The following is a 23,506-nucleotide window of genomic DNA, read 5'->3' on the forward strand; positions in this document are numbered from 1 at the left end:
TGAGCCGGCCCGGAGCCGTCCCAGCCGCCTGGCTGTCCAGCGCAATGGTCGACGATGGAGTCATGACAGGGGAAGCGAGCGAGATCGCTCTGAGTAGGCAAGATCTTCGTGAGGTCACCGCGTTCGCTGCGGCGTGCGCGGAAGTGGTGCTTGAGGTATTCGAGGACGATCAGCCGGATGACTTGCGGCCTCGAGACGCTATCGGCGCCGCGTGGGAGTTCGCTCGAGGTGGTGAGCGGGGGAAGACTCTGCGCGACAGAGCGTGGGCGGCACTCAAGGCAGCCAATAGCGTGGACACTGCGGCTGCGCGCGAGGCGGCTCGGGCAGCGATGTCTGCGGCAGGCGCCGCCTACCTGCATCCGCTGGCCAAGGCCACCCAGGTCAAGCACATTCTCGGAGCCGGCGCTCATGCGGCCAGAGCGGTTGAACTCGTCGCCGGCGACGATCGGAGCGTTGGTGCCGAACATCTTGAGCGGACGCTGCATCGTGCGACGCCGGTCGTCGTTGAGGTGCTCAAACGCTTCCCGACGGCGCCGGGTGGCGGCGGACGGGTTGGTGAGTTGATCCGCATGCTGGACGCTGACCTTCGTTCACTCACCCTCGCTGAGTGACTCACTCGCCCGCCTCGGAGATCCGCAGCCGTTGCCGGACTTCATCGACCGTGCCCTGACCGACGACGACACCGCGGAGGGCGCGAACCTGGACTACCGGGCGCTGTGGCTGGGGGCGTTGCCGCCACCGCAGCGTTCATGCGGGACCGGGACCTGTCGGGCTGGGATCCGGTGACCCTGTACGCGCACTCGCTGCGGGCACTACTGACCGCCGGCACCTGACGACCTGCGCCCAGAGGACGGACATCGAACGTTCGGACTCACGGAACTCGCCGTGCGTACATGATGGCGCCGACAGGGCAGCGCTCGGCGACTGCACCAGACATTCCTCGACATCGTCGAGGTCGAGCGAGTGCTGCTCAATGTCCACTCCGGGAGCAAGGCGGCGTCGGCCGCCCACCGCGCGTGGGGATGTCGCAAGGCGGGTGAGGCCCGCCCGTGGGAGGGCGCGGACCTGCATGACGTGATGCTGCTCGCCCCGCGGTAGCCCCGCTCGCGCGTGCCCGGTCGCGTGCCGACACCGGACCGCTGAGCGGGGGACGGCGGCGACGCGGGGGACGCTGCCGACGGGTCCCCCTCCACGGCTTTCCTCTTTGCTCTCAGGGACCTGATCAGCGGTAGTTCACGAACTGGATCGCGAAGTCGAAGTCCTGGCCCTTCAGCAGCGTGATCACGGCCTGGAGGTCGTCGCGGCTCTTGGAGCTGACGCGCAGTTCCTCGCCCTGCACCTGGGCCTTGACGCCCTTGGGGCCCTCGTCGCGAATGATCTTCGCCACCTTCTTGGCGTTCTCCTGGGAGATGCCCTCCTCGATCGAGGCGAAGATCTTGTACTCCTTGCCGGAGAGCTGGGGCTCGCCCGCGTCCAGCACCTTCAGGGAGATGCCGCGCTTGATCAGCTTGGACTGGAAGACGTCGAGGATCGCCTTGACCCGTTCCTCGGAGTTCGCCTGCATCAGGATCTTCTCGCCGGACCAGGCGATCGAGGCGCCCACACCCTTGAAGTCGTAGCGCTGCGAGACCTCCTTGGCGGCCTGGTTGAGGGCGTTGTCGACCTCCTGCCGCTCGACCTTCGAGACGATGTCGAAACTGGAGTCGGCCATGTCCTGTGGCTCCTTGTATCCGGGTGCGGGTCGGGTGCGGGCGGTCCGCGCGCGGCGGCTGCCGAGCCCGGCACTTGGCCGGGCCGCATCCGCACCAGCCTAGCCACCCCCACGTCCCGCGGGCGGCGATCAAGTGGGTGGCGCAGCACCCCTGGGTATCGGGTATTGTTTACGTCGTTGCCAGCGAGCTCCGCGAAGAGCGGTTCGATTTGATGGCAGCAAACCCCGGCGGTGTGCCCGAGCGGCCAAAGGGAGCAGACTGTAAATCTGCCGGCTCAGCCTTCCCAGGTTCGAATCCTGGCGCCGCCACATCGGGGAAGACCCCCTCTGATCTGTGAGAGCAGATCAGAGGGGGTCTCTTCGTTTCCCGGAACCTTCCGTCGTGAGGTGACATGCCTCACTGGGGGCAACCGCCACCATTCGCCACCCTGCAAACCTCGGAATCGCAAGTCCAGGGGCTGAGCCCTCGGTACTGTCCGAAGAGTCCGGCCGCGTCTCCACCCGCACGCCTGCCTGAACGAGGCGGGTCCCAACTGTGTTGGGAACGTAGCGAGACGGAAGGTCGGAACAGATGGGGCGATCGAGTGGGAGGAAGCGGGGCCGCGGACGCAGCCAGTTACCCGACTGGGTGCAGCTCGCGGCACTGATCCTCACGACGATCACTGCCGTCGCGGGTTGCGTCGAACACTTCGTGTGACACGTGCGTGGTGGGCCGGACGGCTGGCCGGGCGCGTGAATGAGCCCGGCCGACAGGTATTCGGCCGGACCCATCCGTAACCCCGCGCGCGAGTCTGGCTCCGGGAGGCAACCCGGAGCCAGACTCTCCATGTTCCGCGGGTGGGGCCGGACTTCGATGACCTCCGTTCGGCCCGCAGGACGAGGGAACCTCAAGTCGTCGGGCGCATCAAGCGGCTCGTCGGCCGCTGCCCCGATTTGTCCATGGCGAAGGCCATGGCTACAGGTGGCGACAGCGGGTGGCGCAGGCGCATGTTCGCCGACTGCGAAAGTAAATCTCCAGGTGGTCGGCCCCGCCGGGGGTGGCGAATCCTGGCGAATCGCGGGCCCGGCGGCGACTGTGCGTGAGCGCGTGGGGAGTTCGTGACCGGGACCGGTGCGCGGGGCACACTGACCCCATGTCCTCCCCACTGGCCTCCCGTCCCTCCCGGCGCAGGGTCTGCCCGGTGTGCCGTCGTGAAATCGCCGTCGTCGCGGGGCGTTTCGCGCGGCACGATCCGCCCGGTGCGCGGGGGAGCGGGGACCTCGTGTCCTGCTCGGGGTCGCGTGGCCAGGCACAACTCGGTGCGGTGCAGCCCTCGTTGGACGGATACGTGGTGCCGGAGTTCCCCGGGCAGCTGCCCCTCTTCTGAACCCCGAAGCAACCCCGGAAGCAGCCCCCAAGGCTCAGTTGCCCGCCACCGACTTCACCGCCACCGACACCGGGGTCGAACCTCCGGTCAGCTCCAGGGTCAGCCCGGCCGTCGCCGAGGTGTCGATGAGTTCCGCCAGTACGGCGGCCACGTCGTCACGCGGGACCGCGCCGCGTCCGGTGTGCGCCTCCAGGCGTACGAGACCGGTGCCGGGGTCGTCCGTCAGGGCGCCGGGGCGCAGGACCGTCCAGTCCAGGGCGTCCAGGCCGCTGACGTAGGCGTCGGCCGCTCCCTTGGCCCGCAGGTACACGTCGAAGACGTCGTCGCCGCGGTGCGCGGGGTCGGCGCCCATCGACGAGACGACCACGAAACGGCGTACGCCCGCGCGGACGGCCGCGTCCGCGAACAGCACCGCCGCGCCCTTGTCCACCGTGTCCTTGCGGGACGTACCGCTGCCCGGGCCCGCGCCCGCCGCGAAGACCGCCGCGTCCGCGCCGCGCAGCTGTGCCGCGACCTCGTCCACCGAGGCCGACTCCAGGTCGAGCAGGACCGGTTCGGCGCCGGCCTCCCGCAGATCGTCACCCTGCCCGGCCGTGCGGATGATCCCCACGGGCTCGTCCCCGCGCGCGGCGAGCAGTCGCTCCAGCCGCAGCGCGATCTGACCATGACCACCAGCAATGACAATGCGCATGTTTCAGACCGTACGCCCGAACGGCCCCGTCCGCCGCGTCGCTCGGCGCCCTCCGTCCGCCCGGCCTACGACACCTCCCGCCGCCCCTGCCGGGGCAGCCCCAGTTCCGCCGCCGCTGCCGAGTTGCAGTACTCGCGCACCGCGCTGGTGCGGGCCACCACCCGTCCGCGGTGCACCACGATCCGGCTGTACGCCAGCGACAGGACGCCCGCCAGATGGTCACCGCGCACCGCGAGGAGCTCGGCGGGGAAGCCCGCCTCCACCCGGACCTCGGGGAGGCCGAGCACCGCGCGCGCGGAGGTGCTCACCGCGTCGTAGGCGTCCTCGGGGCGCAGGCCGTGCCGGGAGGACAGGAGGAAGGCCGCCTCCAGGGGGTCGCCGCGGCCGACGGGGTTGGCGACGTCCCGCAGCGCGCCGCTGCCGGCCGCGACCCGGACACCGGCGGCGCGCAGCAGCCGTACCGGAGCCGTGCCCCGTCGGTCGGTGCCGCCGCAGCCGCCCTGGGGCAGGCAGACCACCGTGATCCCGGCGGCCGCGAGCCGGTCCGCGACCCGGGAGGCAGCCTCGGCGGGCAGCCGGGACAGGCCCCCGCACGGTCCGAGCGTCACGCCCGGGCGCAGGCCGCCCGCCATCGCCGCGAGCCGGGTGAGGCGGGCCGGGTCGGTGGCGTCCGTGTGCAGGTCGACGGGGCAGCCGTGCTCGGCGGCCACCTCCAGGACCGCCTCCGCGTAGCCGGCGGGGTCGGGGTCCAGGTCCGGGCAGCCGCCCACCACGGTGGCGCCCATCTTCACCGCGTCCCGCAGCATCGCCAGCCCCTCGGCGCCGGCCGCCCCGGTCAGCACCCGGGGCGTCGCCACCGTCGTCAGCTCCGCGAGCCCGCGCAGCGACCGCCGCGTCCGCAGTACGGCGGCGAGCGCGCCCAGCGCCGGTACGTCGCCCACGCGTACGTGCGCCCGCAGTGCCGTGGCCCCGTGGCTGAGTTGCAGGAGGGCGGCTTCCGTGGAGCGGCGCTGGACGTCCTCCGGGTCGTACGAGACCGGTCCGCCGGCGTCGGCGGAGAGCGCGGTGTCCGCGTGGGCGTGCGGTTCGGCCGGGGCGGGCAGCAGCAGATACCCGGAGAGGTCCACGCGCGTGCCCGCGGCCCGGGCCGGTACCGGAGCGAGGCTCCCGGCCGTGCCGACCGCCTCGATACGCCCGCCGCCCAGCCGCACGTCCACGGTCCGGCCGTCGGTCAGCCGCGCCCCGCACAGCAGCACGGGGGCCGTGTCGGACTGTCCGGGGGAGCCCGGCGAGTTCGACGACGAGGGGGGCGGCTGCGGCTGGCTGTCGGGCATCGCGCTCCAGGGGCTCGGGGACCGTGCACGGGGACGCAAGATCACGCAGGGTGAGCCGAGCCTAGGACGGCGAACCGCGTGCGCCGGGGAGGGCCGCAATAGTCGTACTGGCGTGGCCCGGTCGTGCCCGCGAGGCTCACCACAGGGCTGTACGAGGCCGCCGGGAAGCCGGTGCAACGGGCCCGGCAGACCTGCCGGATACGGATTTGGGTGAACGGCTGCCGAGCGTGTAATGTCTTCATCGCTCGCCCCAATAGCTCAGTCGGCAGAGCGTCTCCATGGTAAGGAGAAGGTCTACGGTTCGATTCCGTATTGGGGCTCTGGTGTGAAAGGTTCCCGTCGCAAGGCGGGATCCAATCGCATCACAGCGGTGTAGCTCAGTCGGTAGAGCAAGCGGCTCATAATCGCTGTGTCACCGGTTCAAGTCCGGTCACCGCTACTGACAGTAGCCGATTGCGGGGTCGGTCCTTCGATCGGCTACTCTTTCTTGCGTTGTATTGACCCATCCGTTCGTCAAGGAGCACTCACGTGGCTGCCACCGACGTCCGCCCGAAGATCACGCTGGCCTGCGTGGAGTGCAAGGAGCGGAACTACATCACCAAGAAGAACCGGCGTAACAACCCGGATCGACTGGAGATGAAGAAGCACTGCCCGCGTTGCAATGCGCACACCGCGCATCGCGAAACGCGATAAATCAGGCTCGTACACGAGGCCGTTCCCGAGAAATCGGGGGCGGCCTCGCGTCGTTCCATGTCCCGTACCGGCCAGTAGAGCAACCAGGAGGTAGCGAGCCATGGCGCTCGACCAGTCCTTCGTGGGACGGACCTATCCGCCCGGCGACCCGTACGAGGTCGGCCGGGAGAAGATCCGCGAGTTCGCGGAGGCCGTCGGCGACAGCAATCCGGTGTACACCGACCCGGAGGCTGCCAAGGCGCTCGGGTACGCCGATGTGATCGCCCCGCCGACCTTTGTGTTCTCGATCACCTTCAAGGCGGCGGGACAGGTCGTCCAGGATCCCCAGCTGGGCCTGGACTACAGCCGGGTGGTGCACGGCGACCAGAAGTTCGCCTACCGGCGCCCGGTGCGCGCGGGGGACCGGCTCACCGTGACCTCGACCATCGAGGCCGTGAAGTCCATGGCGGGCAACGACATCCTGGACATCCGCGGCGAGGTGCACGACGAGACCGGCGAGCACGTCGTGACCGCCTGGACCAAGCTCGTGGCCCGCGCGGCCGAGGAGGCGTGAGAGCGATGACGGCGAGGATCGCCTACGACGACGTCGAGGTCGGCACCGAGCTGCCGGCACAGTCCTTCCCCGTGGACCGGGCCACGCTCGTCCGGTACGCGGGAGCCTCCGGGGACTTCAACCCCATCCACTGGAACGAGAAGTTCGCCAAGGAGGTGGGCCTGCCGGACGTCATCGCGCACGGCATGTTCACCATGGCCGAGGCGGTCCGCGTGGTCACCGACTGGGCCGGGGATCCCGGAGCGCTCGTCGACTACGGCGTCCGGTTCACCAAGCCCGTCGTCGTCCCGAACGACGACAAGGGCGCCGTGATCGAGGTGTCCGGCAAGGTGGCCGCCAAGCTCGACGACAACACCGTGCGGGTCGACCTGACGGTGACCAGTGGCGGCCAGAAGGTGCTCGGGATGTCCCGGGCGGTCGTCCGGCTGGCCTGACAGCGTAAGCGCGCGAGTGCCTGCGAGCGCGCAAGGACCTGACTGAGGGGCGTTCTCCCTGGTGGGAGCGTCCCTCAGTGGCTTCCCGGCATAGCGCTTGACTTAGTTAGTGATTGAGTACTAACTTTCTCGCATGGCCAGGATGAGTGCAGACGAAAGGCGCGAGAGCGTCGTCCGCGCGGCGATCGCCGAGTTCGCGCAGAGGGGCTACTACGGCACCTCCACCGACGCGATCGCCAAGCGGGTGGGCGTCTCGCAGCCGTATCTCTTCCGGCTGTTCCCGGGCAAGAAGGCGATCTTCGTGGCCGCCTCGGAGCGCTGCATGCGGGAAGTGCGCTGCGCCTTCGAGGAGGCGGCGAAGGGGCTCACGGGCGAAGAGGCCATGCGGGCCATGGCCAACGAGTACGTGCGTCTGATCCAGGAGCAGCCGGAACGGCTCCAGATGCAGATGCAGACGTACATCGCCGTGGCCGCCGCAGAGGCGGAGGGTGACCACGAGTTCGGCGAGGCCGTACGGGCCGGCTGGATGAAGCTCTGGGACACCGTGCATCTGCCGCTGGGGGCCGATGTGGGGGAGACGACGAACTTCCTGGCCTACGGGATGCTCGTCAACACCCTGGCGGCCATGGGTTTTCCACCGGAGCACCGGGTCTGGCAGGGGATGTATCCGACCGCCCGGGTCACCGGGCGGCTGGAGAAGTAGGGCGACAGGGGGAGGCGGTCCGCCGTCTTTTTCAGGGGCTCAAAAGTTAGTAATCAATAACTAATCCGTTACGGCGGACCACGCTCTGGGGGAGCGATGTCACAGCAGACCGCACAGCAGACCGAACCGACCACCACACGCCGCGGGCAGGTCGCCTGGGCCCTGATCATCACCAGCGTCGCGGGCTTCATGGCGTCCCTGGACAACCTCGTCGTCACCACCGCACTGCCCTCCATCCGCAAGGACCTCGGAGGAGCCCTGGACGACCTGGAATGGACCGTGAGCGCCTACACGCTCACCTTCGCCGTCCTGCTGATGTTCGGCGCGGCGCTCGGTGACCGCTTCGGCCGCCGACGGCTCTTCCTCACCGGTATCACCATCTTCACCGGCGCCTCCGCCGCCGCGGCCATGGCGCCCGGCATCGACTCCCTGAACGCGGCCCGCGCCGTCCAGGGCATCGGCGCGGCCATCATGATGCCGCTCACCATGACCCTGCTCACCGCGGCCGTGCCCGCCGCCAAGCGCGGCATGGCGTACGGCATCTGGGGGGCCGTCAACGGTCTCGCGGTCGCCTCCGGACCGCTCATCGGCGGCGGTCTGACCGAACACATCTCCTGGCACTGGATCTTCTGGCTGAACGTCCCGCTCGGTCTCGCCCTGCTGCCGCTCGCCCGCTTCCGCCTCGCCGAGTCCCACGGCACCGGCACCCGGCTCGACATCCCCGGCACCCTCCTCGCCAGCGGCGGCCTCTTCGGCCTCGTCTACGGCCTGGTCCGCGGCCCCGCCGACGGCTGGACCGACTCCGTCGTCCTCACCGGCCTGATCGCCGGTGGCGCGCTGCTGGCCGCCTTCGTCGTCCACGGCTCCCGTGCCAGGAACGCAATGCTCCCGATGCGACTGTTCCGCTCCCGCGCCTTCTCCGGGATCAACGCCGCGAGCCTGCTGATGTTCGTCGGCATGTTCGGCTCGATCTTCCTGCTCAGCCAGTACATGCAGGGCGTGCTCGGCTACTCGCCCACCGAGGCGGGCCTGCGGATGCTTCCCTGGACCGGCATGCCGATGATCGTCGCCCCCATCGCCGGAATCCTCTCCGACCGCATCGGCGGCCGCCCCGTCGTCGCCACCGGGCTCTTCCTCCAGGCCGTCGGCCTCGGCTACATGGCCTACGCGGCCACCGCCGACGCCTCCTACGTCTCCCAGCTGCCCGCCCTGATCCTCAGCGGCATCGGCATGGCCCTCTACTTCGCCCCGGCCGCCAACCTGGTGATGTCCAGCGTCCGGCCACAGGAGCAGGGCATCGCCTCCGGCGCCAACAACGCCTTCCGCGAGGTCGGCGGCGCACTCGGCGTCGCGATCATGTCGTCGATCTTCTCGGCCCAGGGCGGCTACCAGTCCGCGCAGTCCTTCGTCGACGGCCTGCGGCCCGCGCTGGTCACCGGCGCCGCGGTCGTCGCCCTCGCCGCCATCGCGGCCCTGGTGATCCCGGCCCGCCGCCGCGCCGCCGAGGCCGTGCGGACGACCGAGGCGAACGAGCCCGCCCCGGCCCTGGAAACCGTCGCCGGCTGATCCCCCACCGCCCTCCCCGCACGCGTACGGCCCCGTCCCTGGTGGACGGGGCCGTACGCGCGTGTCCACGAGCCGCTCCTGCCGGACCCGTACCCGTGCCCGGACCGGTCAGGGGCCGTACCGCGCGGGGGTCCCGGGCAGGCCGCCGCTCACGGCCGGCGTCGCTGTCACCGGTGTCTCGTAGTCTTGAGCGCGTGCAAGAACTCCACGACGCCCCCCTCGCCCCGCTGACCACCTTCCGGCTGGGCGGCCCCGCGGCCCGGCTGGTCACCGCGACCACCGACGCCGAGGTGATCGAAGCCGTCCGCGAGGCCGACGACAGCGGGACGCCGCTGCTGGTCATCGGCGGCGGCTCGAACCTGGTCATCGGCGACAAGGGCTTCGACGGCACCGCCCTGCACATCGCCACCAGCGGGTTCGAACTGCGGGGGACGACTCTGGAGCTGGCCGCCGGCGAGGTCTGGGCCGACGCCGTCGCCCGCACCGTGGAAGCGGGCCTGGCCGGGATCGAGTGCCTGTCCGGCATCCCGGGCTCGGCCGGCGCGACACCGATCCAGAACGTCGGCGCGTACGGCCAGGACGTCTCCTCGACCATCACCGAGGTGATCGCCTACGACCGGCACAGCGGACGGACGGTCACCCTCACCAACGAGGAGTGCGCCTTCTCGTACCGGCACAGCCGCTTCAAGGGCGACCCCGCCCGCTTCGTCGTGCTGCGCGTCCGCTTCGAGCTGGAGGACGCCTACGGGCTGTCCGCGCCGGTCGGCTACGCCGAGACGGCCCGCGCCCTCGGCGTGCGGCCCGGCGACCGGGTGCCGCTGGCCGCCGCCCGCGACACCGTCCTCGAGCTGCGCGCGGGCAAGGGCATGGTCCTGGACCCCGAGGACCACGACACCTGGTCCGCCGGATCCTTCTTCACCAACCCGATCCTCACGCACGAACAGTTCGCCGCGTTCCACGCGCGCGTGCGCGAGCGGCTCGGTGACGGCGTCGAGCCGCCCGCCTACCCCGCGGGCGACAGCCACACCAAGACCTCGGCCGCCTGGCTGATCGACAGGGCCGGCTTCGCCAAGGGATACGGCACCGGCCCCGCCCGCATCTCCACCAAACACACCCTCGCCCTCACCAACCGCGGCCACGCCACCACCGAGGACCTGCTCGCGCTGGCCCGGGAGGTCGTCACGGGAGTCCGTGAAGCCTTCGGGATCACCCTGGTCAACGAGCCGGTGACGGTGGGCGTGAGCCTCTGACGAGCCCACGGGGGACTGCCGCGTGCAGCTGAGACTGCGCGAGTTCCGTCCCCGGACGGGCCCGCACGAACACCGGATCGTCCAGCCCCGGCACCCGCTGCGCCACACCTCGCTGCGCGCCCCGGACCCGATCGGCCTGCTCCACGGCGACCACGACGGGCTGAACCGGCTCGCCGGCCTGTTCTCCTTCGCCGCCCACTCACGCCGAACGATCGTCCATGTGCCGCTGCGGGACGCCGTCCCGCCGACGGAGGGCGTCGGAGAGCTGGTCGACCTCGTCCTGGTCCACCACTCGTACGGGCTGCGCCCCAGCAAGTGGCCCGCACTGCGCCGCGCGCTCGGACCGGGCGTCCCGCTCACGGTCCGCACCGACGAGGCGCGCACCGCGCGGGACGCCGACTCCTGGCGTCGCCGCCGGCACCACGCGGACTTCCGCGACGAACTGCGGCACACCACGCACGCCCGCACGCTCTTCCTGTTCGGCAGCCGGGACGTCTTCGCCATCACCGCCGGGTCGCTCGCTTATGCGGCGGGCTATGGACCACGCCACAAGCGCGTGGCCGAGGGGAAGTCGGCCTTCATGGGGGCGCTGCTGGTGGAGGAGCCGCCGGCCGGTGTCGGCGGGCACCGCGACGAGATCCTGATCTGCTTCGGCGCCTACCCGCCCTACGCCCACTTCAAGAGACCGGCCCGCTGATCAGGCCACCGGCCCCGTCAGCCACTCGTCCACCCCGGACAGCAGCTTCTCCTTCACGTCCTGCGGCGCCGCCGACCCCCGCACCGACTGACGGGCGACTTCCGCCAGCTCCGCGTCGGTGAAACCGTGGTGGCGGCGGGCGATGTCGTACTGCGCGGCCAGCCGGGAGCCGAACAGCAGCGGGTCGTCGGCGCCCAGCGCCAGCGGGACGCCCGACTCGAAGAGGGTGCGCAGCGGCACGTCCTCCGGCTTCTCGTACACGCCGAGGGCCACGTTCGACGCGGGACACACCTCGCACGTCACCTGGCGGTCCGCGAGCCGCTTCAGCAGCCGCGGGTCCTCCGCCGCGCGGACACCGTGGCCGATCCGCGCCGCGTGCAGGTCGTCCAGGCAGTCCCGCACCGACGCCGGACCGGTCAGCTCGCCGCCGTGCGGCGCCGCCAGCAGCCCGCCGTCCCGGGCGATCGCGAACGCCCGGTCGAAGTCCCGCGCCATGCCCCGCCGCTCGTCGTTGGACAGCCCGAAGCCCACCACGCCCCGGTCCGCGTAGCGCACCGCCAGCCGGGCCAGGGTGCGCGCGTCCAGGGGGTGCTTCATGCGATTGGCCGCCACCAGCACACGCATGCCGAGGCCGGTCTCCCGTGAGGTGGTCTCCACCGCGTCGAGGATGACCTCGAGCGCCGGGATCAGCCCGCCCAGCCGGGGCGCGTACGACGTCGGGTCCACCTGGATCTCCAGCCAGCCCGACCCGTCCTTCAGGTCCTCCTCGGCGGCCTCCCGGACCAGCCGCTGGATGTCCTCCGGCTCTCTCAGGCAGGAGCGCGCCGCGTCGTACAGCCGCTGGAAACGGAACCAGCCCCGCTCGTCGGTGGCCCGCAGCTTCGGCGGCTCACCGCTGGTCAGCGCTTCCGTCAGCACGTCCGGCAGGCGTACGCCGTGCTTGTCGGCCAGTTCCAGGACGGTCCCCGGCCGCATCGAGCCGGTGAAGTGCAGGTGCAGATGGGCTTTCGGCAGCTCAGAGACATCACGTACACGCTCCATCCAAAGATCCTGCCGCACGCCCCCGCCGTCCCGGTAGCGCTTTCCCCGAACGTGGGCTTGCTCGCACAAAAGAAGGACGGGCCCGCCTCCCGGATTCCGGGAGGCGGGCCCGTGAACGGCGGCGGGGACCTCAGTCCCGCGCCTCCGCGAGCAGCTTCTGCATCCGGCTCACGCCCTCGACGAGATCCTCGTCACCCAGCGCGTACGACAGCCGCAGATAGCCCGGGGTGCCGAACGCCTCGCCGGGGACCACCGCGACCTCCGCCTCCTCCAGGATCAGCGCGGCCAGTTCGACCGAGTTCTGCGGGCGCCTGCCGCGGATCTCCTTGCCCAGCAGGCCCTTGACCGTCGGGTACGCGTAGAAGGCGCCCTCGGGCTCCGGGCAGACCACGCCGTCGATCTCGTTGAGCATCCGCACGATCGTCTTGCGGCGGCGGTCGAACGCCTCGCGCATCTTCGCGACGGCTTCCAGGTCACCGGAGACGGCGGCCAGGGCGGCGGCCTGGGCGACGTTCGAGACGTTCGAGGTGGCGTGCGACTGGAGGTTCGTCGCGGCCTTGATCACGTCCTTCGGGCCGATCACCCAGCCGACGCGCCAGCCGGTCATGGCGTACGTCTTCGCCACGCCGTTGACGACGATGCACTTGTCGCGCAGCTCGGGCAGGAGGGCGGGCAGCGAGGTGAACTTCGCGTCGCCGTACACGAGGTGCTCGTAGATCTCGTCCGTGAGGACCCACAGGCCGTGCTCGACGGCCCAGCGGCCGATCGCCTCGGCGTCCTGCTGGCTGTAGACGGCGCCGGTCGGGTTGGACGGGGAGACGAAGAGGACCACCTTCGTCCGCTCCGTGCGGGCCGCCTCCAGCTGCTCCACGCTGACCCGGTAACCGGTCGTCTCGTCCGCGACGACCTCGACCGGGACACCGCCGGCCAGGCGGATCGACTCCGGGTACGTCGTCCAGTACGGCGCCGGGACGATCACCTCGTCGCCCGGGTCGAGGATCGCGGCGAAGGCCTCGTAGATCGCCTGCTTGCCGCCGTTGGTGACCAGGATCTGTGCCGGGTCGACCTCGTAGCCCGAGTCGCGCAGCGTCTTCGCCGCGATGGCGGTCTTCAGCACGGGCAGGCCGCCGGCCGGGGTGTAGCGGTGGTACGTCGGGTTCCGGCAGGCCTCGACGGCGGCGTCGACGATGTAGTCCGGGGTCGGGAAGTCGGGCTCACCGGCGCCGAAGCCGATCACCGGACGTCCGGCGGCCTTGAGGGCCTTGGCCTTGGCGTCCACGGCCAGCGTGGCGGACTCGGAGATCGCGCCGACTCGGGCGGAGACCCGGCGCTCGGTGGGAGGGGTTGCAGCGCTCATGGCCCCCATGGTTTCAGACCGGAAACTTCCGCGGCACCGCGGTTTCACAGACTGAACGGGATCGGGCCGCGCCGCGAACAGCTGTCCGTATCCGGGTCGCCGCCAGGACGATCTTCCGTTCCGGAGGCCGGTACGGGCACTTTCTGTTCGACGCCGGGCGCAGGACCACGTACACTCTCACCTCGTTGGCCTCAGCCAGCCGCTGAACAGCCGGTGCACACCGAGCACCCGGTCGGATGCGGTAAGTTGGGGGAGACAACTCAAAGGGTCGTAGCTCAATTGGTAGAGCACCGGTCTCCAAAACCGGCGGTTGGGGGTTCAAGTCCCTCCGGCCCTGCTACACACACCGCCAGGATGTGTGCGCATGTACGTACAGCATTGCACCGCCGTGCAGCTCTGGAACCGGGCGCGGCACGGCCACGACCCGGGATCAGGTGAGGACGAATGACGGACGCCGTGGGCTCCATCGATACACCTGATGCCCAGGACGAGGTGTCGGAGGACAAGAAGAAGGCCCGCAAGGGCGGCAAGCGTGCCAAGAAGGGCCCGCTGAAGCGCCTCGCCACCTTCTACCGCCAGGTCGTCGCGGAACTCCGCAAGGTCGTCTGGCCCACTCGCAACCAGCTGACGTCGTACACCACCGTGGTGATCTTCTTTGTGGTCATCATGATCGCGCTGGTTACCGTGATTGACTATGGGCTCAACCACGCCGCCAAGTACGTCTTCGGCTGAGCCAAGAGCGAAGGGCGCCGTGGTACCGGCGCCCGTTTTCGCATGTTCCACCTCTATGTATCCAGGAAGAAGCAGCCATCGTGTCTGACCCGAACCTGAACGACGCCCCTGAGCCTCGCGGGGATGCCGCCGAGACGGTGGACGACGAGCTCGACATCGTCGAGGGAGCGGACGAGCAGGACGAGTTCGAGGCTGCCGAGGCCGAGGCGGGAGAGCCGGCCGAGGAGGCCGCCCTGCACGTCGTGGACGAGGACGAGGCGGCCGAGGAAGAGCCTGAAGAGGCCGCAGAGCCCGAAGAGGCCGAGCCCGTCGACCCCGTCCAGGCCCTGCGCGAGGAACTGCGCACCCTGCCCGGCGAGTGGTACGTGATCCACACCTACGCCGGCTACGAGAACCGCGTGAAGACCAACCTGGAGCAGCGCGCCGTCTCGCTGAACGTCGAGGACTACATCTTCCAGGCCGAGGTGCCGCAGGAAGAGGTCGTCCAGATCAAGAACGGCGACCGCAAGACGATCAAGCAGAACAAGCTCCCGGGCTATGTCCTGGTCCGCATGGACCTGACGAACGAGTCCTGGGGTGTCGTCCGTAACACGCCCGGCGTCACCGGCTTCGTGGGCAACGCCTACGACCCGTACCCGCTGACCCTGGACGAGATCGTCAAGATGCTCGCCCCGGAGGCCGAGGAGAAGGCCGCCCGCGAAGCCGCCGAGGCCGAGGGCAAGCCCGCTCCGCAGCGCAAGGTCGAGGTCCAGGTGCTGGACTTCGAGGTCGGCGACTCGGTCACCGTCACCGACGGCCCGTTCGCCACGCTCCAGGCGACCATCAACGAGATCAACGCCGACTCCAAGAAGGTCAAGGGCCTGGTGGAGATCTTCGGCCGCGAGACGCCGGTCGAGCTGTCCTTCGACCAGATCCAGAAGAACTGACGCTTCAGCAGCACACCGACGAGTGCTCACCGGGACGCGTCCCGGTGAGCACTCGTCGTCGTTCCGGTGTCATTCCATGTCGGGTGGTACGGGCGTGCCCTGGTGGTAGTACAACCGCCAGCCCGGAGCCCCGGCTTCCCCGTGTGCTCCCTCGCGCCAGACCGAACTGCGCCTGGTCCTGCGGCCGTCGAGCACGGTCTCGTAGGTCAGATGCACCAGTCCCGGCGCGAGCAGCGTCCCCGACATGAGCGAGGGCTCGGGGCGGGGAGCGTCGGGCGGCCCGCTCTCGCTGTCTGCCGCCATGGCGGCGAGCATCGACTCGCGGGTCCACAGCCGCCCCGATCTGCCCACCTCTGTGAACTCGGGGTCGAGGAGCTGTTCGACCCGCTCCTGCGACGCCCGGAACCGCGGGTCCATGAGCAGCAGTTCGTTCGCGATCGCCTGACGTATGTCGTCCGCCGCCCGCTCCGTCTGTCGCGTTCGTTCCATGGCCGCATCCTCGCAGGTCGGCCCGTCTGACCTGCACGGTTTTTGGCCGCGCATACATACCCGCTATCGTTGTGCGGTATGCCTGCGTCCGGGTGGTCCCCGGCGCGCGGGCAGGACCCGAAGTGAAAGGACCCGGAGAGCTATGCCTCCCAAGAAGAAGAAGGTCACGGGGCTCATCAAGCTCCAGATCCAGGCTGGTGCCGCCAACCCGGCCCCGCCGGTCGGCCCCGCGCTGGGTCAGCACGGCGTCAACATCATGGAGTTCTGCAAGGCCTACAACGCCGCGACCGAGTCGCAGCGTGGCTGGGTCATCCCGGTGGAGATCACGGTCTACGAGGACCGTTCCTTCACCTTCGTGACCAAGACGCCGCCGGCCGCGAAGATGATCCTCAAGGCCGCGGGCATCGAGAAGGGCTCCGGCGAGCCGCACAAGACCAAGGTCGCCAAGATCACCGACGCCCAGGTCCGCGAGATCGCCACGACGAAGATGCCCGACCTCAACGCGAACGACCTGGACGCCGCGGCGAAGATCATCGCCGGCACCGCGCGTTCCATGGGCGTCACGGTCGAGGGCTGAGCGCCTTCCTTGTAGAACCATGCGGCCACGGCCGCACGTGGTAGGGCCTGCTCGGCCCGTACACCACGCCTCCTCCAAGAACACACAGGAGCAGTTGTGAGCAAGCGCAGCAAGGCCCTTCGCGCTGCGGACGCCAAGATCGACCGGGAGAAGCTCTACGCCCCGCTCGAGGCCGTCCGTCTCGCCAAGGAGACCTCCACGTCCAAGTTCGACGGCACCGTCGAGGTCGCCTTCCGTCTGGGTGTCGACCCGCGCAAGGCCGACCAGATGGTCCGTGGCACCGTGAACCTTCCGCACGGCACCGGTAAGACCGCCCGGGTCCTGGTCTTCGCGACCGGTGACCGTGCCGAGGCCGCGCGTGCCGCGGGCGCCGACATCGTCGGCTCCGACGAACTGATCGACGAGGTGGCGAAGGGCCGTCTGGACTTCGACGCCGTCGTCGCCACCCCGGACCTCATGGGCAAGGTCGGCCGCCTCGGCCGCGTCCTCGGCCCGCGTGGTCTGATGCCGAACCCGAAGACCGGCACCGTCACTCCCGACACCGCCAAGGCCGTCACGGAGATCAAGGGCGGCAAGATCGAGTTCCGCGTCGACAAGCACTCGAACCTGCACTTCATCATCGGCAAGACGTCCTTCGAGGACGCTCAGCTGGTGGAGAACTACGGCGCCGCGCTGGAGGAGATCCTCCGTCTGAAGCCGTCCGCCGCCAAGGGTCGTTACATCAAGAAGGCCGCCATCAGCACCACGATGGGCCCCGGCATTCCGCTCGACTCGAACCGCACCCGCAACCTCCTCGTCGAGGAGGACCCGGCCGCCGTCTGAGCCCACGCTCGGCCCGGCAGCCGCGTCAGGGACGCGTAAGCAAGAGGGACGGGCCCGGAACCGTTTGAGGTTCCGGGCCCGTCCCTTTTCGTGTGCCCCACTGGTGCAGGGGCGAGGAGCGGGGCCGGGCGCCCGGCCGAAAATGCAAAATCTTGCCCTGTCCCGGTGGGATACCCTGCCTTTGCTGTGAATCGGTTGTGTGTTCCATTGTGTTCCATGGGGGGACCCGGAATGAAGATGTCAGTACGTGTGCGGGGCAACGTCGCGGCCGCGAGCCTTGGGGCCCTGGTCCTGGCCTCCGGGGTGGTCGGCTGCGGCAAGCAGTCCGACGAGAAGTCGCCCGCCATGACGCCTGCGGCGGCCGTCGCCAAGGCCGCGAAGAAGACGGGGGACATCACCTCCCTCCGCTACAAGATGTCCGGAAAGGCTCCCGGCGCCGGCACCATCAGCGGTGAGGCGGCGATGAACACCAAGCCGCTGGCGATGAGCATGAAGATCACCTCCTCCCAGTCGCCCGACCCGGTGGAGCTGCGGATGGTCGACAAGGCGCTGTACATCAACGGCGGCGCCGCGGCGGCCAAGGAGCTCGACGGCAAGTCCTGGATCAAGTTCGGCAGTGACAGCCTCGGCGCCATGGGCGGCGGCTCTCCGGGCGCCTCGCAGGCCGACCAGAACCCGACCGCCGAGTCCGGCTTCCTCACCGATTCCAAGAACGTGAAGCGCGTCGGCACCGAGACCGTCGACGGGGTGGAGACCACGCACTACAAGGGCACGGTCTCCCTCGACGAGCTGCGCAAGGGGCTGAAGGACGAGGACAAGGAGACCCGCGAGCGCCGGGAGAAGAGCCTCAAGCAGTACGAGAAGATGGGCGTCGACAAGCTGACGATGGACATGTGGGTCGACGGCGCCGACCACGCCAAGCAGGTCCGGATGCGCGGGGACGCCGACAAGGGCCCCCTCGACATGACCATCACCATCCTGGACATCAACAAGCCGGTGACGGTCAAGGCGCCGCCCGCGAAGGACACCGCCGACCTCGCGGAAATGATGAAGTCGGCCCAGCAGGGCTGAGCCCCGTAGGGCCGACTTCGGCCCGATTTGCTTGACCGGTACCCGTTCCCGTAGTCTCTCCGCGAAGCCAAAGACCGCTGGTCGTTGCCGTGCGCTTGCAAGAGCGTGCGGTGGCCGAAGGATCCGCTGAAAAGTGGACGACCCGCGCAGGTGACCGTGGAAGAACTCCTGGAGCACACGCCCCGAGTGTGTGCGCCCGGTCGAGTCCGCCCCGAGCGCCTGCGCCGGGGCGTTTCGTTTTACCCAGTCCTCCTTCGGGTCCGCGCGGTCCGAATCACCCGGAAGGAGGCCGAGGCTCTATGGCGAGGCCCGACAAGGCTGCCGCGGTTGCCGAGCTGACGGACAAGTTCCGCAGCTCCAACGCCGCCGTGCTGACCGAGTACCGCGGTCTCACCGTGGCGCAGCTCAAGACGCTGCGCCGGTCGCTCGGTGAGAACGCCCAGTACGCCGTGGTGAAGAACACGCTGACCAAGATTGCGGCCAACGAGGCCGGGATCACGCTGGACGACCAGCTCTTCGCTGGTCCGACGGCCGTCGCCTTCGTCACCGGTGACCCGGTGGAGTCGGCGAAGGGTCTCCGTGACTTCGCCAAGGACAACCCCAACCTCATCATCAAGGGCGGTGTCCTTGACGGTAAGGCGCTGTCCGCCGATGAGATCAAGAAGCTCGCGGACCTCGAGTCCCGCGAGGTTCTGCTCGCCAAGCTGGCGGGCGCCTTCAAGGGCAAGCAGACTCAGGCTGCTCAGGTCTTCCAGGCGCTCCCGTCGAAGCTCGTCCGCACCGTGGACGCGCTTCGTGCCAAGCGGGACGAGCAGGGCGGTGCCGAGTAATTCGGCTCGCTTTCCGGTTCTCGCCGCATGAGGTGAGGGCCGATGCGGGCCCGACGTACGCCCGCCTCACCCAGTACACCCGGCACCAGCCGAATTAGTGGAAGGACCGCCACCATGGCGAAGCTCAGCCAGGAAGACCTGCTCGCCCAGTTCGAGGAGATGACCCTCATCGAGCTCTCCGAGTTCGTGAAGGCCTTCGAGGACAAGTTCGACGTCACCGCCGCCGCCGCGGTCGCCGTCGCCGGCCCGGCCGGTCCGGCCGCCGCCGCCGAGGCCGTCGAGGAGCAGGACGAGTTCGACGTCGTCCTCACCGGCGCCGGCGAGAAGAAGATCCAGGTCATCAAGGTCGTGCGCGAGCTCACCTCCCTCGGCCTCAAGGAGGCCAAGGACCTGGTCGACGGCACCCCGAAGCCGGTCCTGGAGAAGGTCACCAAGGAGGCCGCGGAGAAGGCTGCCGAGTCCCTCAAGGCCGCCGGCGCCTCCGTCGAGGTCAAGTGACCTCACGAGTCCGCACGGACTCTCCTGCGCGCTGACTTCGGCCCCGTAGGGCTGTAACGCGAACGCACCGAAGAGCGATCATCCATCCGGGTGGTCGCTCTTCGGCGTTCGAGGGGTCCGGTGGCGGCTGCCTTGCACCCGGGACGGCGGGGAGTATGGTGATCTTCGTCGTGCCCTCAAGTGCCCCTGGTATCCGGCTGCAAGTGACGAGCGCAGCATCCGGTTTGGGCAAGGGGGGCCTTGACGAACCGCACGCAGCGCGCAATTCTCAGGACGCGTCGTCACAAGGATCCGAATCCGAGGCATGGATCGGCGGCGAAGAGGGCAGTATGAACGTGCGTTAAGGGCAGCATGCCGAGGGCGTTGACAAGGGCGTTGAGAACAACGAGGGTCTCGAAAAACCCGCACTGGACATCAGTGTGCCAAGTGGCTACACTGACCCTTTGCGCTGCCTGTTAGCTGTCCCCTGCCCGTCACCAGGGGCATGCCCTCACTTGAGTACAGACGATCAGACGTTCCCTGACCTGGGACTTCTGTCTCCGTGCACAGTGGGGGGCCGGTACGCGCGTAGTGAGTCCGAGCCCTCGGAAGGACCCCCTCTTGGCCGCCTCGCGCAATGCCTCGACCTCGAATATGAACAACGGCGCCAGCACCGCCCCGCTGCGCATCTCCTTTGCAAAGATCAAGGAGCCTCTTGAGGTTCCGAACCTGCTCGCGCTGCAGACCGAGAGCTTTGACTGGCTGCTCGGCAACACCGCCTGGCAGACTCGGGTCGAGGAGGCCCTGGAGAACGGTCAGGACGTCCCGACCAAGTCCGGACTGGAGGAGATCTTCGAGGAGATCTCCCCGATCGAGGACTTCTCGGGTTCCATGTCGCTGACCTTCCGCGACCACCGCTTCGAGCCGCCGAAGAACTCCATCGACGAGTGCAAGGAGCGCGACTTCACGTACGCCGCCCCGCTCTTCGTGACGGCCGAGTTCACGAACAACGAGACCGGCGAGATCAAGTCCCAGACGGTCTTCATGGGCGACTTCCCGCTCATGACCAACAAGGGCACGTTCGTGATCAACGGCACCGAGCGTGTCGTCGTGTCGCAGCTGGTCCGTTCGCCCGGCGTTTACTTCGACTCCTCCATCGACAAGACGTCCGACAAGGACATCTTCTCGGCCAAGATCATCCCCTCCCGGGGTGCCTGGCTGGAGATGGAGATCGACAAGCGCGACATGGTCGGTGTCCGTATCGACCGCAAGCGCAAGCAGTCCGTCACCGTCCTTCTGAAGGCGCTCGGCTGGACGACCGAGCAGATCCTTGAAGAGTTCGGCGAGTACGAGTCCATGCGCGCCACCCTGGAGAAGGACCACACCCAGGGCCAGGACGACGCGCTGCTCGACATCTACCGCAAGCTGCGTCCGGGCGAGCCCCCCACGCGTGAGGCCGCGCAGACGCTCCTTGAGAACCTGTACTTCAACCCGAAGCGCTACGACCTCGCCAAGGTCGGCCGCTACAAGGTCAACAAGAAGCTGGGCGCGGACGCCCCGCTCGACGCGGGCGTGCTGACCGTCGAGGACGTCATCTCGACGATCAAGTACCTGGTCAAGCTGCACGCGGGCGAGACCGAGACGGTCGCCGACAGCGGCCAGTCGATCGTCGTCGAGACCGACGACATCGACCACTTCGGCAACCGCCGCCTGCGCAGCGTCGGCGAGCTCATCCAGAACCAGGTCCGCACGGGTCTGGCGCGTATGGAGCGCGTCGTGCGTGAGCGCATGACCACGCAGGACGTCGAGGCGATCACGCCGCAGACCCTGATCAACATCCGGCCGGTCGTCGCCTCCATCAAGGAGTTCTTCGGCACCAGCCAGCTGTCCCAGTTCATGGACCAGAACAACCCGCTGTCCGGGCTGACGCACAAGCGTCGTCTGTCCGCGCTCGGCCCGGGTGGTCTCTCCCGTGAGCGGGCCGGCTTCGAGGTCCGTGACGTGCACCCGTCCCACTATGGACGCATGTGCCCGATCGAGACCCCCGAAGGCCCGAACATCGGTCTGATCGGCTCGCTCGCCTCCTACGGCCGGGTCAACGCGTTCGGCTTCGTCGAGACGCCGTACCGCAAGGTCGTCGACGGCCAGGTCACCGACGAGGTGGACTACCTGACCGCCGACGAGGAGGACCGCTTCGTCATCGCGCAGGCCAACGCCACGCTCAACGACGACATGCGGTTCACCGAGAACCGCGTCCTGGTCCGCCGCCGTGGCGGCGAGGTCGACTACGTCGCCGGTGACGACGTGGACTACATGGACGTCTCGCCGCGCCAGATGGTGTCGGTCGCGACCGCCATGATCCCCTTCCTCGAGCACGACGACGCCAACCGTGCCCTCATGGGCGCGAACATGATGCGTCAGGCCGTGCCGCTGATTAAGTCCGAGGCCCCGCTCGTCGGCACCGGCATGGAGTACCGCTCCGCCGTCGACGCCGGCGACGTGGTCAAGGCCGAGAAGGCGGGTGTGGTCCAGGAGGTCTCCGCGGACTACATCACCACCGCCAACGACGACGGCACGTACATCACGTACCGCCTGGCCAAGTTCGCCCGCTCCAACCAGGGCACCTCGGTCAACCAGAAGGTCATCGTCAACGAGGGCGACCGGATCATCGAGGGCCAGGTCCTCTCCGACGGTCCCGCCACCCAGAACGGCGAGATGGCCCTCGGCAAGAACCTGCTCGTGGCGTTCATGCCGTGGGAGGGTCACAACTACGAGGACGCGATCATCCTGTCGCAGCGCCTCGTACAGGACGACGTCCTCTCCTCGATCCACATCGAGGAGCACGAGGTCGACGCCCGTGACACCAAGCTCGGCCCCGAGGAGATCACCCGGGACATCCCGAACGTCTCCGAGGAGGTCCTCGCCGACCTCGACGAGCGCGGCATCATCCGCATCGGCGCCGAGGTCATCGCGGGCGACATCCTCGTCGGCAAGGTCACCCCGAAGGGTGAGACCGAGCTGACCCCGGAGGAGCGCCTGCTGCGCGCGATCTTCGGTGAGAAGGCCCGTGAGGTCCGTGACACCTCGCTGAAGGTGCCGCACGGCGAGACCGGCAAGGTCATCGGTGTGCGCGTCTTCGACCGCGAGGAGGGCGACGAGCTGCCGCCGGGCGTGAACCAGCTGGTCCGCGTCTACGTCGCGCAGAAGCGCAAGATCACCGACGGTGACAAGCTCGCCGGCCGTCACGGCAACAAGGGTGTCATCTCCAAGATCCTGCCGATCGAGGACATGCCGTTCCTCGAGGACGGCACCCCGGTCGACATCATCCTCAACCCGCTCGGTGTCCCGTCCCGAATGAACCCGGGACAGGTCCTGGAGATCCACCTCGGCTGGCTCGCCAGCCGCGGCTGGGACGTCTCCGGCCTCGCGGACGAGTGGGCGCAGCGCCTCCAGGTCATCGGTGCCGACCAGGTCGCCCCCGGCACCAACGTCGCCACCCCGGTCTTCGACGGTGCCCGCGAGGACGAGCTGGCGGGTCTGCTCCAGCACACCATCCCGAACCGCGACGGCGAGCGCATGGTGCTCCCGTCCGGCAAGGCGCGGCTGTTTGACGGCCGTAGCGGTGAGCCGTTCCCGGACCCGATCTCGGTCGGCTACATGTACATCCTGAAGCTGCACCACCTGGTCGACGACAAGCTGCACGCCCGCTCGACCGGCCCCTACTCGATGATCACCCAGCAGCCGCTGGGTGGTAAGGCGCAGTTCGGCGGTCAGCGCTTCGGTGAGATGGAGGTGTGGGCCCTCGAGGCCTACGGCGCCGCGTACGCCCTCCAGGAGCTGCTGACCATCAAGTCCGACGACGTCACCGGCCGCGTGAAGGTCTACGAGGCCATCGTCAAGGGCGAGAACATCCCCGAGCCCGGCATCCCCGAGTCCTTCAAGGTGCTCATCAAGGAGATGCAGTCGCTCTGCCTGAACGTGGAGGTGCTGTCCAGCGACGGTATGTCCATCGAGATGCGTGACACCGACGAGGACGTCTTCCGCGCAGCGGAGGAGCTCGGCATCGACCTGTCCCGGCGCGAGCCGAGCAGCGTCGAAGAGGTCTGACGGGAGTCCGGCGGGGCCCTTACCCACAGGGCCCCGCCGACCCCCAGGCCCCCGTTTCAGACCAAAACTCACGACCCT

At 69.0% G+C, this 23,506-nt stretch carries 23 protein-coding genes, 4 tRNA genes and 1 pseudogene; 22 read left to right on the forward strand and 6 right to left on the reverse strand.

Translation table 11 applies throughout. From position 1 onward, the window contains the following. Positions 1-62 precede the first annotated feature (62 nt). Both ACIPK3_RS31140 and ACIPK3_RS31145 read left to right on the forward strand, forming a co-directional pair. Positions 63-611, forward strand: a complete 549-nt coding sequence (locus ACIPK3_RS31140) for a putative immunity protein (RefSeq protein ID WP_402575109.1) — start codon at positions 63-65, stop codon at positions 609-611. A gap of 211 nt (positions 612-822) precedes the next feature. Beyond that, positions 823-1,098: pseudogene (locus ACIPK3_RS31145) on the forward strand (GNAT family N-acetyltransferase); the annotation flags it as partial. Positions 1,099-1,222: 124 nt separating this feature from the next. Here the strand turns inward: ACIPK3_RS31145 and ACIPK3_RS31150 are convergent. Beyond that, on the reverse strand, positions 1,223-1,711 hold the full coding sequence (locus tag ACIPK3_RS31150; protein ID WP_402575111.1) for a YajQ family cyclic di-GMP-binding protein: 489 nt from the start codon (positions 1,709-1,711) through the stop codon (positions 1,223-1,225). Positions 1,712-1,938: 227 nt separating this feature from the next. Here ACIPK3_RS31150 and ACIPK3_RS31155 point away from each other — a divergent pair. Continuing rightward, positions 1,939-2,020 (forward strand) — tRNA-Tyr (locus ACIPK3_RS31155). 824 nt (positions 2,021-2,844) lie between these two features. Beyond that, positions 2,845-3,078, forward strand: coding sequence for a hypothetical protein (locus ACIPK3_RS31160; RefSeq protein ID WP_402575113.1), 234 nt, complete (start codon positions 2,845-2,847; stop codon positions 3,076-3,078). A 34-nt stretch (positions 3,079-3,112) separates the two neighbouring features. Here ACIPK3_RS31160 and ACIPK3_RS31165 read toward each other — a convergent pair whose 3' ends face one another. Further along, positions 3,113-3,769, reverse strand: a complete 657-nt coding sequence (locus ACIPK3_RS31165; protein WP_402575115.1) for an SDR family oxidoreductase — start codon at positions 3,767-3,769, stop codon at positions 3,113-3,115. A 65-nt stretch (positions 3,770-3,834) separates the two neighbouring features. Then, positions 3,835-5,103, reverse strand: a complete 1,269-nt coding sequence (locus ACIPK3_RS31170) for an amidohydrolase family protein (RefSeq protein WP_402575117.1) — start codon at positions 5,101-5,103, stop codon at positions 3,835-3,837. A gap of 247 nt (positions 5,104-5,350) precedes the next feature. Between ACIPK3_RS31170 and ACIPK3_RS31175 the strand changes: the two genes are divergently transcribed. The 9 genes from ACIPK3_RS31175 (at position 5,351) to ACIPK3_RS31215 (ending at position 10,999) form a co-directional block, all read left to right on the forward strand. Next, a tRNA-Thr gene (locus tag ACIPK3_RS31175) sits at positions 5,351-5,423 on the forward strand. Between the two features lie 46 nt (positions 5,424-5,469). Beyond that, a tRNA-Met gene (locus ACIPK3_RS31180) sits at positions 5,470-5,542 on the forward strand. An 89-nt stretch (positions 5,543-5,631) separates the two neighbouring features. Beyond that, on the forward strand, positions 5,632-5,796 hold the full coding sequence (gene rpmG / locus ACIPK3_RS31185) for a 50S ribosomal protein L33 (protein ID WP_003948671.1): 165 nt from the start codon (positions 5,632-5,634) through the stop codon (positions 5,794-5,796). Positions 5,797-5,896: 100 nt separating this feature from the next. Continuing rightward, positions 5,897-6,349 carry a MaoC family dehydratase N-terminal domain-containing protein gene (locus ACIPK3_RS31190; RefSeq protein ID WP_402575119.1) on the forward strand — a complete coding sequence of 151 codons (453 nt, stop codon included), beginning with the start codon at positions 5,897-5,899 and terminating at the stop codon, positions 6,347-6,349. Between the two features lie 5 nt (positions 6,350-6,354). Further along, a complete protein-coding gene (locus tag ACIPK3_RS31195; protein WP_402575121.1) occupies positions 6,355-6,783 on the forward strand; it encodes a MaoC family dehydratase in 429 nt (142 codons plus the stop codon). 133 nt (positions 6,784-6,916) lie between these two features. Then, complete coding sequence (locus ACIPK3_RS31200) at positions 6,917-7,486, forward strand: TetR/AcrR family transcriptional regulator (protein WP_402575123.1); 570 nt, start codon at positions 6,917-6,919, stop codon at positions 7,484-7,486. Positions 7,487-7,582: 96 nt separating this feature from the next. Further along, positions 7,583-9,052: a DHA2 family efflux MFS transporter permease subunit gene (locus tag ACIPK3_RS31205; protein ID WP_402575125.1), complete on the forward strand. Its 1,470-nt coding sequence runs from the start codon at positions 7,583-7,585 to the stop codon at positions 9,050-9,052. Between the two features lie 194 nt (positions 9,053-9,246). Further along, on the forward strand, positions 9,247-10,302 hold the full coding sequence (locus ACIPK3_RS31210; RefSeq protein WP_402575127.1) for a UDP-N-acetylmuramate dehydrogenase: 1,056 nt from the start codon (positions 9,247-9,249) through the stop codon (positions 10,300-10,302). 22 nt (positions 10,303-10,324) lie between these two features. Continuing rightward, positions 10,325-10,999, forward strand: a complete 675-nt coding sequence (locus tag ACIPK3_RS31215; RefSeq protein ID WP_402575129.1) for a hypothetical protein — start codon at positions 10,325-10,327, stop codon at positions 10,997-10,999. On the opposite strand, the gene ACIPK3_RS31220 is transcribed toward ACIPK3_RS31215, so the two are convergent. Both ACIPK3_RS31220 and ACIPK3_RS31225 read right to left on the reverse strand, forming a co-directional pair. Beyond that, positions 11,000-12,040, reverse strand: coding sequence for an adenosine deaminase (locus ACIPK3_RS31220; RefSeq protein WP_402575131.1), 1,041 nt, complete (start codon positions 12,038-12,040; stop codon positions 11,000-11,002). It lies immediately after the preceding gene. 130 nt (positions 12,041-12,170) lie between these two features. Continuing rightward, positions 12,171-13,397, reverse strand: coding sequence for a pyridoxal phosphate-dependent aminotransferase (locus ACIPK3_RS31225; RefSeq protein WP_402575133.1), 1,227 nt, complete (start codon positions 13,395-13,397; stop codon positions 12,171-12,173). Between the two features lie 264 nt (positions 13,398-13,661). Here ACIPK3_RS31225 and ACIPK3_RS31230 point away from each other — a divergent pair. From ACIPK3_RS31230 to nusG, 3 genes are all read left to right on the forward strand, one after another. Then, a tRNA-Trp gene (locus ACIPK3_RS31230) sits at positions 13,662-13,734 on the forward strand. Between the two features lie 107 nt (positions 13,735-13,841). Continuing rightward, positions 13,842-14,129: a preprotein translocase subunit SecE gene (gene secE, locus ACIPK3_RS31235; RefSeq protein ID WP_402575135.1), complete on the forward strand. Its 288-nt coding sequence runs from the start codon at positions 13,842-13,844 to the stop codon at positions 14,127-14,129. Positions 14,130-14,209: 80 nt separating this feature from the next. Further along, entirely contained in the window at positions 14,210-15,055 is an 846-nt protein-coding gene (gene nusG / locus ACIPK3_RS31240) for a transcription termination/antitermination protein NusG (protein WP_402575137.1), read from the forward strand. A 69-nt stretch (positions 15,056-15,124) separates the two neighbouring features. On the opposite strand, the gene ACIPK3_RS31245 is transcribed toward nusG, so the two are convergent. Beyond that, positions 15,125-15,544 carry a DUF4440 domain-containing protein gene (locus ACIPK3_RS31245; protein WP_402575139.1) on the reverse strand — a complete coding sequence of 140 codons (420 nt, stop codon included), beginning with the start codon at positions 15,542-15,544 and terminating at the stop codon, positions 15,125-15,127. Positions 15,545-15,686: 142 nt separating this feature from the next. Between ACIPK3_RS31245 and rplK the strand changes: the two genes are divergently transcribed. The 6 genes from rplK (at position 15,687) to rpoB (ending at position 23,428) form a co-directional block, all read left to right on the forward strand. After that, complete coding sequence (rplK, locus tag ACIPK3_RS31250) at positions 15,687-16,121, forward strand: 50S ribosomal protein L11 (protein ID WP_402575142.1); 435 nt, start codon at positions 15,687-15,689, stop codon at positions 16,119-16,121. A 96-nt stretch (positions 16,122-16,217) separates the two neighbouring features. After that, positions 16,218-16,943, forward strand: coding sequence for a 50S ribosomal protein L1 (rplA, locus tag ACIPK3_RS31255; RefSeq protein WP_402575144.1), 726 nt, complete (start codon positions 16,218-16,220; stop codon positions 16,941-16,943). Between the two features lie 231 nt (positions 16,944-17,174). After that, entirely contained in the window at positions 17,175-18,014 is an 840-nt protein-coding gene (locus ACIPK3_RS31260; RefSeq protein WP_402575146.1) for a DUF1396 domain-containing protein, read from the forward strand. Positions 18,015-18,313: 299 nt separating this feature from the next. Next, positions 18,314-18,844 (forward strand): 50S ribosomal protein L10, encoded by a 531-nt coding sequence (gene rplJ, locus ACIPK3_RS31265; RefSeq protein WP_402575148.1) that lies wholly within the window; start codon positions 18,314-18,316, stop codon positions 18,842-18,844. Positions 18,845-18,958: 114 nt separating this feature from the next. Next, complete coding sequence (gene rplL / locus ACIPK3_RS31270; protein ID WP_402575150.1) at positions 18,959-19,342, forward strand: 50S ribosomal protein L7/L12; 384 nt, start codon at positions 18,959-18,961, stop codon at positions 19,340-19,342. A 600-nt stretch (positions 19,343-19,942) separates the two neighbouring features. Then, on the forward strand, positions 19,943-23,428 hold the full coding sequence (gene rpoB / locus ACIPK3_RS31275) for a DNA-directed RNA polymerase subunit beta (protein WP_402575152.1): 3,486 nt from the start codon (positions 19,943-19,945) through the stop codon (positions 23,426-23,428). The last annotated feature ends 78 nt before the right edge of the window (positions 23,429-23,506 follow it).

Source organism: Streptomyces sp. NPDC086787, assembly GCF_044745865.1.
In the GTDB taxonomy this organism is placed as follows: Bacteria; Actinomycetota; Actinomycetes; order Streptomycetales; family Streptomycetaceae; genus Streptomyces.